At 70.4% G+C, this 14,327-nt stretch carries 9 protein-coding genes; 6 read left to right on the top strand and 3 right to left on the bottom strand.

Annotated features, from left to right (window positions below; translation table 11 throughout):
* Positions 1–14 precede the first annotated feature (14 nt).
* Both speD and LY41_RS00755 read right to left on the bottom strand, forming a co-directional pair.
* Positions 15–413, bottom strand: a complete 399-nt coding sequence (speD, locus tag LY41_RS00760) for an adenosylmethionine decarboxylase (protein ID WP_253861800.1) — start codon at positions 411–413, stop codon at positions 15–17.
* Positions 403–1,590, bottom strand: a complete 1,188-nt coding sequence (locus LY41_RS00755) for a type III PLP-dependent enzyme (protein WP_308292179.1) — start codon at positions 1,588–1,590, stop codon at positions 403–405. The genes speD and LY41_RS00755 overlap by 11 nt, the downstream gene beginning before the upstream one ends.
* A 1,218-nt stretch (positions 1,591–2,808) precedes the next feature.
* Between LY41_RS00755 and LY41_RS00750 the strand changes: the two genes are divergently transcribed.
* The 6 genes from LY41_RS00750 (at position 2,809) to LY41_RS00725 (ending at position 13,181) form a co-directional block, all read left to right on the top strand.
* Positions 2,809–7,155 carry a nitrate- and nitrite sensing domain-containing protein gene (locus LY41_RS00750; protein ID WP_253861798.1) on the top strand — a complete coding sequence of 1,449 codons (4,347 nt, stop codon included), beginning with the start codon at positions 2,809–2,811 and terminating at the stop codon, positions 7,153–7,155.
* A complete protein-coding gene (locus LY41_RS00745) occupies positions 7,152–7,604 on the top strand; it encodes a roadblock/LC7 domain-containing protein (RefSeq protein ID WP_030533451.1) in 453 nt (150 codons plus the stop codon). Before LY41_RS00750 ends, LY41_RS00745 begins: the two co-directional genes overlap by 4 nt.
* A gap of 62 nt (positions 7,605–7,666) precedes the next feature.
* Positions 7,667–8,242 (top strand): DUF742 domain-containing protein, encoded by a 576-nt coding sequence (locus LY41_RS00740; protein WP_253861796.1) that lies wholly within the window; start codon positions 7,667–7,669, stop codon positions 8,240–8,242.
* The gene (locus LY41_RS00735) at positions 8,223–8,846 is read left to right on the top strand and encodes a GTP-binding protein (RefSeq protein WP_253861795.1); all 624 of its coding nucleotides are present in this window, start codon (positions 8,223–8,225) and stop codon (positions 8,844–8,846) included. The genes LY41_RS00740 and LY41_RS00735 overlap by 20 nt, the downstream gene beginning before the upstream one ends.
* Before the next feature lie 123 nt (positions 8,847–8,969).
* Complete coding sequence (icmF, locus tag LY41_RS00730) at positions 8,970–12,206, top strand: fused isobutyryl-CoA mutase/GTPase IcmF (RefSeq protein ID WP_253861793.1); 3,237 nt, start codon at positions 8,970–8,972, stop codon at positions 12,204–12,206.
* Between the two features lie 141 nt (positions 12,207–12,347).
* Complete coding sequence (locus tag LY41_RS00725) at positions 12,348–13,181, top strand: LLM class F420-dependent oxidoreductase (protein ID WP_253862827.1); 834 nt, start codon at positions 12,348–12,350, stop codon at positions 13,179–13,181.
* A 143-nt stretch (positions 13,182–13,324) separates the two neighbouring features.
* Here LY41_RS00725 and LY41_RS00720 read toward each other — a convergent pair whose 3' ends face one another.
* Positions 13,325–14,299: an NsdA family TPR-like regulatory protein gene (locus tag LY41_RS00720; protein ID WP_253861790.1), complete on the bottom strand. Its 975-nt coding sequence runs from the start codon at positions 14,297–14,299 to the stop codon at positions 13,325–13,327.
* Between the last annotated feature and the right edge of the window lie 28 nt (positions 14,300–14,327).

Here is a 14,327-nt window from a genome sequence, read left to right as displayed (position 1 = left end):
ACGGGGGACACGCGTCACCCTCCTGTCGTGGTCGTCTGCCGGGCGGGGTGGCCGCGCCGGACGATGGACATGGTCACCGGTCCGCTGCCCAGTGCGTCGCCGAGCAGCTGAACGGCGTGAGCGGGGTCGGCCCGGTCGCCGCACGTGAACACGTCGACGAAGGCGGCTCCGACCTCCGGGTACGTATGCACCGACGCGTGCGACTCGGCGAGCATCGCCAGCACGGTCACGCCCTGCGGCTCGAACCGGTGGGCGATGACGTCGCAGACGGTCGCCCCCGCGTCGGTGAGGGTGCGAGCGAGCGTGGCGCGCAGGAACGCCTCGTCGTCGAGCAACCGCGGTTCGACACCGTGCAGCTCGGCGAGTACGTGCGTGCCCGAGAACACACCGACGTCGCTGCGGTCAGTCGGCACCGGTAGGCCTCCCTTCACGGATGCAGTAGGTACGGAGTGGCGGAATGCCGTTGAACGCCACCGACGAATAACTCGCCGTGTACGCGCCGGCGGCAAGGATGTCGATCCGGTCCCCGGCGCGCAAGGACTCGGGTAGCCGGTACGGCGTCCGCTGATACAGCACGTCGTCGCCGTCGCAGGTCGGTCCGGCAAGGACCACCGGCCCGTCGGGCCCGTCGCGGTCGTCGACGAGTTCGACGGGGTAGGTGATCGCCTCGTTCTCCGTTTCGGCGAGCCCGTTGTAGCGGCCGACGTCGAGGTAGACCCAGCGATGGTCGTCGCCAGGGGCCTTGCGGCTGACCAGCACGACCTCGGCCCGGATCAGCCCGGCGTCGGCGACGACGGCACGGCCGGGTTCGAGGACCAGCTCCGGCTCGTCCGCGGGGAAACGGGTGCGCAGTGCCCCGGCGATCGCGGTGGCGTACTCGGCCGGATCCGGTGCGGCCTGCCGGTAGCTCGTGGCGAAGCCCCCGCCGATGTTGAGCCTGCGCAGGGGTACGTCCCGCTCGGCGGCTGCGGTGAACACGGAGGCCGCGGTCGCGATCGCGCCGTCCCAGGCATCCGGGTCCTGCTGTTGCGATCCGACGTGGAGGCTGACGCCGACCGGGTCCAGTCCCAGCCCGGCGGCCTCGACGAGAAGGTCGGTCGCGATCGCCGGGCTGCAGCCGAACTTGCGGCCGAACGGCGTCGCCGAATCCGGCGGGTCCACGAGGAGCCGGACCGAGACCTGGGCTCCGGGGGCGTGGGCGGCGATGGCGTGCAGATCACCGGAGGCCTCGCAGGCGTACTCGGTGATACCGGCGGAGTGGGCGTGGGCGATTGCGGCGGGCTTTTTGACCGTGTTGCCGTAGGAGAGCCTGCTGCCGTCGGATCCCGCGTCCAGGCACAGGTCGATCTCGGCGGGGCTGGCGACGTCGAACCGGGCGCCCGCCTCGGCCAGTGCCCGCACGACCTCGCGGGACGGATTCGCCTTGACGGCGTACTGGATGCGTGCCTGCGGGAAGGCCGCGGACAGGGCGCGGTATCGCGCCACGACGGTGTCGGTGTCCACGACGAGACAGGGGGTCGGCGGGTCGTACTCGTCCAGGAACCGCCGCAGTGCCGGGGGCGGTGTCGGGGTGTGGTCACGGTGGTTCACGAGGGTGAGGTTCGCAGGCCGGGCCTCGGGCCCGTGTCGTGGGCCGGGTCGGTGTGCGGCGTGCAACTTGAGCCGGTGGACGGTGCTCGGGGCCCGGTGCGGTACACGTTCACCGACTGCGTGCCGCCCCGGTGAAACCGTGGCGTTCGGTGCATTTCCGGGAATGGAAGGTCGCGCCGATTGGTCATTTCTGTCCGCGTGACGGTGCGGGACACGGATCCTGCGGAATTGTGCGCTCCGTTCTATTCGGCACCGGCAATCGCTGAACCGGGTGACACGGGCGTGGAGGCGCGTCCGTCTCGCTGTGCGCAGAGTAGTGATCATGGCGTCGCGCGGCGGTGAGCTGGTGTGTGCGATGTGTCGAGGGGCAGCCGGCCGTCTCCCGGGCGGGGGTGGCCGGTCTGCCGTCGCCGGCGCGGCGGACTGAACCACCGTTCGAGGGACACCGGCGACGGAGGTGCATTCGCGATGTACCACAAGATCGTGGACACTTTTGTTGCAGTCCGTAGTCGCACTGGACCAATGGCTACCCATTATGGGTGAATAATCGTCTCATACTGAGCTATGTGGGTGAGACTTGACTCGGTGTCTGCTGCGAGTTCGGTAACCAAAAATCGGCGCGACCTTCGCGGGGTGGGGAAACCGGCGGCCGCCGAGTCGGGTGAATGGCGATTTCCGCTGGTCATGCTGCGCCCGTCGAGATCGTTTGGTGGCAACCCGATTGGCTGTACGATTTTTGACGCCCCGGCCGAGCGAATTGAGTGCCACCACACGGATCTGTGTCACGGCACGGATCTGCGGTTTCAACCTGCAGATCGCAAGCCGTCGGCCGCGGCGCCGAGGTGTGCCGTCGTGTGCGGTGCGCCGACGTGGCGGACGGTGTTCTGGGGGAGGGCGCACCCGGGCGGGGCGGACGTGAGCGACAGCGGCCGCAGGCCGTCCGGACCGGTGGTGACAGTGCCGGTGGTGACGGTCCGGTGCCACAGGCAGCTCGACCGTGCCTGCGGCGGTGCTGTGGTGTCGGCGCCCGTCCGGAGAGACACCGGATACGGAGGAACGACCAGACATGCGCTACAGCGTGCGGTGCCCGGGCGGGGCTCGACCGGCCCCGGCCGCGGTGACGAGCCCGGCCGGGTACCCCGCCCGGGCCGGGTTCCCGCACCTGACCGGACCGGAGATCGTCGTGGCCGTGAGTGAGCCGGAGAGGGAGTCACGTACGTGACCGTTGCAGGAGAAGGCCGAGTTCCGGTGGGGCAGCTCCTCGGAGAGGGTGCCCCGAAGCCGTCCCCGTGGCAGGCGCTGGCGCGCTGGCGGGACTGGAAACTGCCAGCCAAGCTCGGAGCCGTCACGTTGGTTCCCATCGTCATCGCGCTGGTGCTGGGCGGGTTGACGCTCGCCACGCAGCTCGACCGCGCCGACCGGTACGACCGGGTGGCGGAGCTGGCCGAGCTGAACTCGGCCTCGCGCACGCTGCTCGATGCGCTGCAGCGCGAGCGCACCGCCACCGCGGCTGCGCTGACCCGGGGCACCGGTGCCGACTCGGCGGAGCTGAACGGACTGCGTGACGAGGTCGACCGTGCGGTGGGGCCGGTGCGGGCCGCGCTCGTGACCGAGGGCGCCGAACTCGACGCGCTCGCCGGGCCGCGCAGTCGCCTGAACGACCAGCTCGACCGCCTCTCTTCGCTGCGGGAACGGGTCCGCGCCGGCCAACTGGGCGCGATCCAGGCAGCGCAGTCCTACTCGGTGATCACGTCCTCGCTGCTGGCGGTGGATGTCGCGGCCGTGTCGGGCATGGGCGACCGTGCCGTGGGCGGCACACCCACGGCGTTGCACGACGCGCTGGTCGCCCGCGAGGAGGTGTCGGTCCAGCAGGCGCTCGTGGCCTACGGCATCGACCGTGGCGGGCTCGCTCCGAGCGAATTCGACCAGCTCCGCACCTCGGCGGTCCGGTTGGAGGACCGGCTGTCCGACTTCGGCAGCGCAGCGACCGTCGGCCAGCGTGCCGCCTTCAACGAGACCGTGCGCGGCGAGGCGTTCGACAACCGCGAGCGGATCATGCGCGGACTGCTCGCCGGACAGGACGGCGACGCGGCGTTCGGCGAGGTGTCACCGAGCCGGTGGCAGGACGCCTCGGACGGCGTGTTCGCCGCGACGGGTGAGTTCGCGGACCGGCTTGGTGACGAGGTGATGACCGCCACCGACGACGCCGCGGGCGGCGCCCACGCCGCCGTGGTGTGGCTGGCCGTGCTGTTCTTCCTGGCGCTGGTGCTGGCCGCGGTGGTCGTGTTCGTGATCACCCGGCAGCTGCTGCGGTCGCTGAACGTGCTGCGCACCGCGGCGCTGGACGTGGCAGACCGGGCGCTGCCCGAGGCCGTGCAGTCGATTCAGGACGGTCAGTCGCAGAACCCCGTCGTGCGCCCGGTCCCGGTGTCCACCGACGACGAGATCGGCCAGGTCGCACGCGCGTTCGACGCGGTGCACAACCAGGCACTCCACCTCGCCGTGGAGCAGGCCGGCATGCGGGCCGGGTTCGCGGGCGTGTTCGTCAACCTGTCGCGCCGTAGCCAGAGCCTGGTCCAGCGGCAGCTGCAGCTCATCGAACGGCTGGAGCGGGACGAGGAGGACGCCGATCAGCTGGCGACCCTGTTCCAGCTCGACCACCTCGCCACGCGGATGCGGCGCAACAACGAGAACCTCATGGTGTTGTCCGGCGACGAGCCGGGCAGGCGGTCCGGTCGGCCGGTGTCGGCGACCGACGTGCTGCGTGCGGCCGTGTCGGAGATCGAGCAGTACCAGCGTGTCGTGGTGAACACACCACCGTCGGCGCGGGTCGTCGGCCACGCCGCGGGGGATCTGGTCCGGCTGGTGGCCGAGCTGCTCGACAACGCGACCGCGTTCTCCGCGCCGGAGATGCGGGTGACGCTGTCCAGCCGCCTCCTCGACGACGGCTCGCTGCAGGTCGACATCTCCGACCGGGGTATCGGCATGAACGAGACCGAGCTGGGGGAGGCCAACGGCCGGCTGCGGGACGTCGGCCCCGTCGATATCGCGACCTCCCGGCGCATGGGCCTGTTCGTGGTGGGCCGCCTCGCCGAGCGGCACGGCTTCGGCGTCGTACTGCAGCGCGGTCAGGACGCGACCGGCGTCACGGCCGTCGTGACCGTGCCCTCCGAGGTCGTCATCGTCGAGCAGCAGGCGCCGACCGACGTGCTCGCGCGGACCGCGTCGGCGACGTTGCCCGGGAGTACGGCTCAGCAGGCCGGTGCGCAGGCGGCAGGGTCCGGTGCCCCGGCTGCGGCGACCGACACGACTACCTCCGCGCACGGCACCGCGGCGGCGAACGGCACGGCACCGGCGGATCCGGCGCAGGCCTCCGGCAGCGGGTCCGGTGCGGCCTCCGCCGCGACGAGTAGCGGGCTGCCCCGCCGCCGGTCCCCCGGTTCGGCCATGCCCGCTTCGTTCGCTCCGCTGACGCAGGGCGGCGACGGACCGTCGGAGACCGAGGTGTCCGGGACCGCCCTGTTCAGCCCGGTCACCGACGACGATCACCCGGGGAGCGGAAAGGACCAGAGCGGAAAGGAACAGAGCGGAAAGGAATCGTCGGACACCGGGAGCGGCGGAGCGGCCGGCTCCGGGGCCACCGAGGCCGGTGACCGGCCCGAGGCCGGAGCCCGCATCCCGGAAGCCGGCGCCGACAGCGGACCGCCGATCCCGCAGCAGGGTGGACCGGCCGACGACGAACCCCGCTCTGGAACCCGGGACGAGAACGAGAGCGACGATTCCCCGTCCGGAACGCAGAACGGTGCCAAGCCCGCGCTGCCGCGGCGTAAGCCGGGTGCGAGCCGGACCGGCCGCGACGGCGCGCGGCGCCCGGGTGAGTCGGCCGGAACCGGTGCCACGGCCGGATCCGACGCGGCGGACTCCGGGAGTACGGCCGACGCGGATGCGGACCGCACCACCGCCGACGCGCCGAGCTCCGGCCTGGGTGGGTCCGCGCTGTTCGCCGTGCCCGATACGGAGGTCACCGACTGGTGGAACGCTGCGACCGCGGCCACGACGACCCCGGGCACCACGCCCCCGGCCACGGAGCCGCCGGGCACCGCGACCCCAGGCACCACGACCCCGGGCACCACGACCCCGGGCACGGAGCCGCCGGAATCCGAGCCGGCACCGCGGCGGAAGGACGGCTCCGAGGGCACGCCCATCTTCAACGACATGTTGTCGGCGTGGTTCCGCAGCGCCTCCGATTCCGAGGACGAGAGCTGGGATTCCACGACGGATGCGCGCGGCCGGTCGGCAGGGTCCACGGGCGGTGCCGAGCCCGCGGGCTACACCTCGGCGGGCCTGCCGCGCCGGGAGCGTGGCCGGAAGCTGATGCCGGGCAGCGCGTCGGAGAGCGCAGACAGCGGCGCCACCGGTGGTGCCGGCGGTAGTGCCGCCACCGGCGTGCCGCCCGAATCGCCGAAGGCCCCGCAGCGGGACGCGTCGGGGGTGCGCAGCCGGCTGAGCAGCTTCCAGCAGGGTGTCAGCCGAGGTCGGCGCCGGGCGGGCCCTGAGGGGCAGGCGGTCTCCACGACCTCCGGGGAGGCACCGGTGAACGGCGCGGCGGTTGCCGAGGGCACGGCTGCGGATCAGCGGGCCCCGGAGGAACAGGGTTCGACCCCGCACAGCCCGGCGCAGGAGCCCGCGCAGCAGGCCGCTCCCCAGGACGGGACTGCGGCACACACCGAGTCCGCGACCTCCGCCGAATCCACCGCGCAGACCGACTCGACAGCGCAGGCCGACTCGACCGCGCAGTCTGATTCGACAGCGCCATCGGATTCGACCGCTCCGGCGACGGGGCGGACCGAACCCGGTCAGCAGGGCCCGCAACCTCGGCCGTCCGGAGCCGGGACGCCGACGACCGCCGCGGGCTTGCCGCAGCGGCGGCGCAAGCCCCGGCCGGCTCCGGCACCGAGTCCGAAGCCACGGGTGAACGGGGCGGGCGACCACGCGCCGTCGCCGGCTGGCGAGCGGGCCGACGTGACGGGGGCCGCCGCGGTCCCGCCGGCCCCGGCGACACCGGCGACGAGCTCGATGACGCCCACGGCGGATCAGGGGGACACGGCGGATCCGGGGGACACGGCGGATCCGGGGGACACGGCGGATGCGCAGTCGGCAGAGCCGGCGTCGGCCACGGCCGAGAACGGCTCTGCCGCCCCCGAACAGTCCGTGGAGTCCGCAGGTTCCGAACCGGCGACCGCTGCGGCGGCCGAGCCGGAGGCGGCGGGCAGCACGTCGGAGTGGATGTTCGCCGCGGACGACCGGTGGCGGACGGTGGAGGCGGCGTCGGATGCGGCGCCGACCGGTTCCACCCCGGCGGGGTTGCCACGTCGCCAGCGTGGCGAGCAGCTCATGCCGGGCAGTGCGACGTCGACAGGACCGGCGGACAGCCGGCCGCGGCGCGAGCGTGACCCCGCCGACGTGCAGGGCAGGCTCAGCAGTTTCCAGCAGGGAATTCGCCGAGGCCGGCATCGGACCGCTCAGGCGAGCGACAGCAGTGAACAGAAAGTGGAGGGTGAATGACCGCGCCGGATCGGGCTCAGCCCCAACAGAACCAGTTCGGATGGCTGGTGAACGACTTCGCCGAGCGAGTGCCGGGCGTCGCTCATGCCGTCGTCGTGTCGGCGGATGGGCTGCTGCTCACCGCGTCGAACCGGCTGCCGCTCGACCGCGCCGATCAACTCGCCGCCGTCGCATCCGGCCTGATCAGCCTGACCCAGGGAGCCGCTCGCTGCTTCGAAGCGGGGGCCGTGAACGAGACGGTCGTCGAGATGGAACTCGGCATCATGGTGCTGATGTCCATCAGCGACGGCTCGTGCCTGGCCGTGCTGGCCGCGCCGAACTGTGACATCGGTCAGGTGGCGTACGAGATGACGCTGCTCGTCGACCGGGTCGGGCAGATCCTGACACCCGAGCTGCGTGCGCAGCTGCAGGGTGCGGGCGGCCCGCTGGTCGGCGGATCGGTGGGATGACCGCAGCGATGAGCACTGACTCCGGATCCGGGAGCGGGAACGGCGAGGGCGCGATCGCTGACGTGCTCAACGGCGTCGCGCTCACGTCCGGGCTGAGCCGTCAGCAACGAGGCCAGCGCAGCGAGGACCCCGGCGAGCACGACAGCCGGGAAGCAGTGTCGTCCCCACCGGCCGAACCCACCGTCGTGGTGTGGCCGGGCGAGGAGGACCACGACCGGTCATGGACCGGAGAGGAGCAGTCTGTGTCGGCCGAACCCATCCCCGTCGAGCCGGTGGCGCCGCCGCCGGCGGCGGCAGAGGAAACCGGTTTCGTCCGTCCTTACGCCATCACCGGCGGCCGGACGAAAGCGAACTACCCGCTGGAACTCGAGACGCTGATTTCGACCCGCGATGCCGCGGTTCTCCCGGTCCCCGACCAGGTCGAGCATCAGGTCATCATGGAAGAATGCCGGACTCCGCGTTCGGTGGCCGAGATCGCAGCGGTGCTTCAGGTGCCGCTCGGGGTGGCGCGAGTGCTGATCAGCGACGCGGCGGACACGGGACTGGTGACCGTGCACCGCACCGTGGCGGGCAGCGAGAACGCCGAAGCGCATTTTATGTTGATGGAAAGGGTGTTGAGTGGACTCCGTCGGCTTTAAGGCACCGCGCCAGGCCACGCCGCAGACGATGACGTCGGCCAAGATCGTCGTGGCAGGCGGGTTCGGCGCGGGCAAGACAACGTTCGTCGGTTCGGTGTCCGAGATCGTGCCGTTGACGACCGAAGCGATGATGACGGACGCGAGCACCGGCATCGACGACACGGCGGCGACGCCGAACAAGTCCACCACCACGGTGGCGATGGACTTCGGCCGTGTCTCGCTGGACGAGGACCTGATCCTGTACCTGTTCGGTACGCCCGGTCAGGAACGCTTCTGGTTCATGTGGGACGACCTGGTGCGTGGTGCCATCGGCGCGGTGGTGCTGGCCGACACCCGGCGACTGGCCGATTCGTTCGCCCCCATCGACTTCTTCGAGGACAGGGGGCTGCCCTACGTCGTCGGCGTGAACACGTTCGACGGTGTGCTGCAGCACGACCTGAACGATGTACGTGAGGCACTGTCGATCGACGAGAGCATCCCCCTGGTGCGCTGCGACGCCCGGCAACGCGAATCGACCAAGCAGACGCTGATCACCATGGTCGAGTACGCCATGCAGCAGTGGCTGGCGGTCCGCGGCTCCGCTGCACCGAAGCCCGTCGGCTGACCGGGTCGCCGCGGCGGCGGCAGCTCCTTGCCGGCGTTGCCCGGGAGCGATCCTCGAAGGGGAGACCGTCGTCACGGGGGACCACATCTTGGAATTAGTAGGAAGTCCAAGTATTTTGGTGGCATGACCACCGAGCTGCACCAGCCTGTGCATCCCGTCCGGTTCGTCACGGCGGCGAGCCTGTTCGACGGACACGACGCTTCGATCAACATCATGCGGCGCATCCTGCAGTCGCAGGGTGCCGAGGTGATCCACCTCGGGCACAACCGGTCCGTCGACGAGGTCGTGACCGCGGCGATCGCCGAGGATGCGCAGGGCGTGGCGATCAGCGCCTACCAGGGCGGGCACGTCGAGTACTTCTCGTACCTGGTCGAGTTGCTCCGCGAGCGCGGGGCGGGCCACGTGAAGGTCTTCGGCGGCGGTGGCGGCGTCATCGTCCAGGACGAGATCGACCTGCTGCACTCGCGGGGCGTGGCGCGGATCTTCTCGCCGGAGGACGGGCTCGAGCTCGGCCTGCCGGGCATGATCAACCACATGATCCGGGAATGCGACGTCGACCTGGCCGGGCAACGGGCCGGCGACGTGGACGAGCTGCTCGCGGGCGACACCCGGACCCTGTCGCGGGCGATCTCACAGCTGCAGCAGGGCGTCCTGCCCGGCGAGTGGCTCACCGCCGTGCGGGAGTCCGCCCGGGTGCGGACGGTGCCCGTGCTCGGCATCACCGGTACCGGCGGTTCCGGCAAGTCGTCGTTGACCGACGAGCTCGTGCGCCGGTTCCGCAACGACCAGGAGGACAAGCTCCGGATCGCGGTACTCGCGGTCGACCCGACACGCCGGCGCGGCGGCGGTGCGCTGCTCGGCGACCGCATCCGGATGAACTGCCTCGACGGCGACCGCGTGTTCTTCCGGTCGATGGCCACCCGCACGACCAGCGGGGAGATTCCGCAGGGCCTCGACGAGACCGTGCTCGCCTGCAAGGCCGCCGGCTTCGACCTCGTCGTTGTCGAGACCCCGGGTATCGGCCAGGGCGACGCGGGCATCGTCGACCACGTCGACCAGTCGCTCTACGTCATGACGCCCGAGTTCGGCGCGGCCTCGCAGTTGGAGAAGATCGACATGCTCGACTTCGCGGACGTCGTGGCGATCAACAAGTTCGAACGCCGCGGCGCCGAGGACGCCCGCCGCGACGTCGCGCGGCAGCTGGTGCGCAACCGCGAGGCGTTCGGCTCCGACCCCGAGGACATGCCCGTCTACGGCACGAGCGCGGCGACGTTCAACGACGACGGCGTCACCGCGCTGTACCAGGAGTTGCGCGACATGCTCGCCGACGGCGGGCTCTCGGTGTCGGCGGGGACACTGTCGCCGGTCGAGGGCAAGGTGTCGACGCAGACGGCGACGATCATTCCGCAGCATCGCGTCCGGTACCTGGCGGAGATCGCCGAGACCCTGCGCGGTTACCACGCCGAGACCGAGCGGCAGGCCGATGCCGTGCGCACGCGTGAGCATTTGACCGTGGCGCGGGACGCACTCGCCGCCGACGGGGGAGACGCCGCAGCACTCGACCGGCTCGTGGAGCGCGCGGAATCCGCTGTGGGCGACGAGACGACGGAGCTGCTCGGCCACTGGGAGGAACTGTCCGAGTCCTACCGCGGCGAGCAGCTCTCGTTCACGGTGCGGGACCAGGAGATCCGCACCGAGCTGTGGCGGGAGACGCTCTCGGGCAGCAGGATTCCGCGGGTGGCGTTGCCGCGGTACAAGGACAAGGGTGAGCTCGTGTCGTTCCTGCGGCGCGAGCACCTGCCCGGCTATTTCCCGTACACGGCAGGCGTGTTCCCGTTCAAGCGTGACGGCGAGGACCCGGCCCGTATGTTCGCCGGCGAGGGCGATGCGTTCCGCACGAACCGGCGGTTCAAGTACCTCTCCGCCGACTCCGAGGCCAAACGCCTGTCGACGGCGTTCGACTCGGTGACGCTCTACGGCTTCGACCCGGACACCCGTCCGGATATCTACGGCAAGGTGGGTACGTCGGGCGTCTCGATCGCGACGCTGGACGACATGAAGGCGCTCTACGACGGCTTCGATCTCACCGCACCGTCGACGTCGGTGTCGATGACCATCAACGGTCCCGCACCGACGATCCTGGCGTTCTTCCTGAACACGGCCATCGACCAGCGGATGGACGCATTCCGCGACGAGCACGGCCGCGAGCCGAATGCCGACGAGACCGCCGAGATTCGCGAGTGGACACTGCGGCAGGTCCGCGGCACGGTGCAGGCCGACATCCTCAAGGAGGATCAGGGGCAGAACACCTGCATCTTCTCCACGGAGTTCAGTCTCCGGATGATGTCGGACGTCCAGGAGTGGTTCATCGAACACGGGGTGCGGAACTTCTACTCGGTGTCCATCTCGGGATATCACATCGCCGAGGCCGGGGCGAACCCGATCTCGCAGCTCGCCTTCACCCTCGCCAACGGATTCACCTACGTCGAGTCCTACCTCGCCCGCGGTATGGACATCGACGAGTTCGCGCCCAGTCTGTCGTTCTTCTTCTCCAACGGCATGGACGCCGAGTACTCGGTGCTGGGCCGGGTGGCGCGGCGGATCTGGTCGGTGGCGATGCGCGAGCGCTACGGCGCGGGGGAGCGGTCGCAGAAGCTCAAGTACCACGTGCAGACCTCGGGGAGGTCGCTCCACGCGCAGGAGATGAACTTCAACGACATCCGCACGACGCTGCAGGCGCTGTGCGCGCTGTACGACAACGCCAACTCGTTGCACACCAACGCCTACGACGAGGCGATCACGACGCCGTCCGAGAGTTCGGTGCGCCGCGCGATGGCCATCCAGATGATCATCAACAAGGAATGGGGCCTGTCGAAGAACGAGAACCCGCTGCAAGGGTCGTTCATCATCGACGAGCTCACCGACCTCGTGGAGGAGGCCGTGCTCACCGAGTTCGAGCGCATCTCCGAACGGGGCGGCGTGCTCGGCGCGATGGAGACCGGCTATCAGCGCGGCAGGATTCAGGACGAGTCGATCACCTACGAGCGGCTCAAGCACAACGGCGAGCTGCCGATCGTCGGCGTGAACACCTTCCGCAGCCCGGAGGAGGACGAACAGCAGGGCGAGGTCGAACTCGCTCGTGCCACCGAGGACGAGAAGCACTCGCAGCTGCAGCGGCTCGAGGACTTCCAGGCGAGGAATCACGCCGAGGCGCAGGTCGCGCTCGCCCGCCTGCGGGACGCGGCGGCACGGGGCGAGAACGTGTTCGCCGTACTCATGGACGCGGCGCGGGTGTGCTCACTCGGGCAGATCACCGAGGCGTTCTTCGAGGTGGGCGGCCAGTACCGGCGCAACGTCTGAGCCCCGCCGCCGTCCGGTCCGCGGACGGCCGGAAGGACCGGCCGTCGCGGGCGGAGGCGGGTACCACCCCGTGGGCCGGGCGCCGATCGTCAGGGGCCCGCTCCGGGAATGTACGTCGCGCGCGGCGGGTTGCTGGTGGATATGAAGTTCGGTGTTTCGACGTTCGTGACCGACGAGGGAATCCGCCCGGGCCCGTTGGGTGCTGCGCTGGAGGAACGGGGCCTGAGCTCGCTGTTCCTCGCCGAGCACTCCCACATCCCGGCCAGCAGGGAGTCGCCGTATCCCGGCGGTGGTGACCTGCCGCGCAAGTACTACCGCACGCTCGACCCGTTCGTGGCGCTCACTGCGGCCGCCGCGACGACGCGGGAGCTGACCGTGGGCACGGGGATCGCCCTGCTGCCGCAGCGCGACCTGATCCACACCGCGAACGAGGGCGCGAGTCTGGACCTGGTGTCGGGCGGCCGGTTCGTGCTCGGCGTCGGTATCGGCTGGAACCGCGAGGAGATGCGCAACCACGGCGCGGACCCGGCGGTCCGCGGTGCGCTGATGAACGAGCAGCTGGAGGCACTGACCCGGCTGTGGACCCAGGAGCAGGCCGAGTTCCACGGCCGGTTCGTGGACTTCGATCCCGTGTACGCGTGGCCGAAACCGGCGGCCTCGCCGCATCCGCCGATCTACGTGGGTGGCGAGAGCACGGCGGCGCTGCGCCGGACCGTCGCCTGGGGTGACGGCTGGCTGCTGCGGCCGCACACCACGCCGGACGAAATCCGGCAGGCGCAGGACTGGTTCGCCGAGCAGGGCAAGCCGGACGTGCCCATGGCGATCTTCGGGGCGCCTGCCGACGAGAAGTTGATCGCGGGGTGGGCCGAGGCCGGCGTCGAGCACGTGACGTTCATGCTCGAGACCGCGCCGGAATCGGGCACACTGCGGGAACTCGACGAGTTCGCCGCTTTCGTGCAGCGCTACGCCGGCTGACGCCGTCGCACCACTGTCACAGTTTCCGTCGGCAGCCCCGGAACACTCCGTCCCCAGAGCACTCTGCCCCGGAGCACTCCGCGAAGTGAGCGGCGAGGTGAGCGGGCAGGTGCAAGTGACGTTCAGCTGCCCGGTTGAGGCGGTCAGGGCTGGCGGAGCAGCCGTTCGATGTCGGTGATCCTGCGGTCCAGCCGGGTGGAGTTGATGCCCTGGGACGTCTTCCGTGCGGTCGTCAACGTCGACTGTGCGGCATCGACCACACCCGCACGGGCGTAGGACTCGGCGAGCCACGTCTGATACAGCGCAACTTCCCGCGCGTGGCCCGGGTTATAGGCGTCGATGGCTGCCGACAGCAGCGGCTCGGCGGCCGTCGGGTCGCCCAGTTCGATCAGGCACCGTCCGGCCATGACGTCGATTTCCTTACGGTCCAGCCAGTACACCCATTCCGGCTCTTCGGTGCCGTCGGTGCTCTGGTCGTAGGAGTCGTCCACCGCGTCCAGCGTTCGCCGGGTGCTGTCGTGGTCCCGAGAACGGGCACTGGCCCATGCCAACCGTTCGAGGAGCAACGCCCGGGCAACGGGCGTAGCACCGTGGGCACCCTTGACCGCTGAGCGTGCCAGTAGGGCAGCGTCGGCAGGATCTCCCACGTTGGCTACCTGGTAGCTCAGGCTGGACAGGAGCTGTCCGGCCAGCGGGTGGTCTCCGGCATCACGGGCGGCCGATACGCCGTCGAGGTAGACCCGTTGTGCTTCGGTGTACTGGCCGGCATCGCTGGCCACCCATCCCGCTAGCTGGGCTAACTCTCCGACGACAACGAGCAACCGGCGGCCGGTCTCCTCCCCGTAGCTGGCAGTCCTGACGACGTGCTGAGCGTCCGACAGCTCCCGGAGCACCAGCGGGGACAGGTCACCACCGCCAACTACGTCGTCCAGGTGCCGTAATTCGATCACCCGTCGTTCCAACTCAGCGGCCAGGCTGTCGCCCACACGTCGACCGGTCTCCAGGTGCCCGATCAGCGCCTTGGAGTAGTGCGTACGGGCGGCCATGGCGGCCATGGCGGCAAGGCTCACCCCGGCAGCCTCACGGGCCGCCCGGAGGTTCCCGCCCAGCTCTGTCATCTGTAGACGCTGAACCGGTTCCGCTCAC

The organism is Prauserella halophila (genome assembly GCF_024171895.1).
GTDB lineage: Bacteria > Actinomycetota > Actinomycetes > Mycobacteriales > Pseudonocardiaceae > Prauserella > Prauserella halophila.
The sequence above is the reverse complement of the archived record's forward strand: the minus strand, read 5'-3'. Positions and strand labels throughout refer to the sequence as shown.

Coding starts and splice junctions, on each gene's coding strand:
- LY41_RS00745 (WP_030533451.1), top strand. CDS start 7,152: ATGACCGCGCCGGATCGGGCTCAGCCCCAACAGAACCAGTTCGGATGG.
- icmF (WP_253861793.1), top strand. CDS start 8,970: ATGACCACCGAGCTGCACCAGCCTGTGCATCCCGTCCGGTTCGTCACG.
- LY41_RS00725 (WP_253862827.1), top strand. CDS start 12,348: ATGAAGTTCGGTGTTTCGACGTTCGTGACCGACGAGGGAATCCGCCCG.
- LY41_RS00720 (WP_253861790.1), bottom strand. CDS start 14,299: ATGACAGAGCTGGGCGGGAACCTCCGGGCGGCCCGTGAGGCTGCCGGG.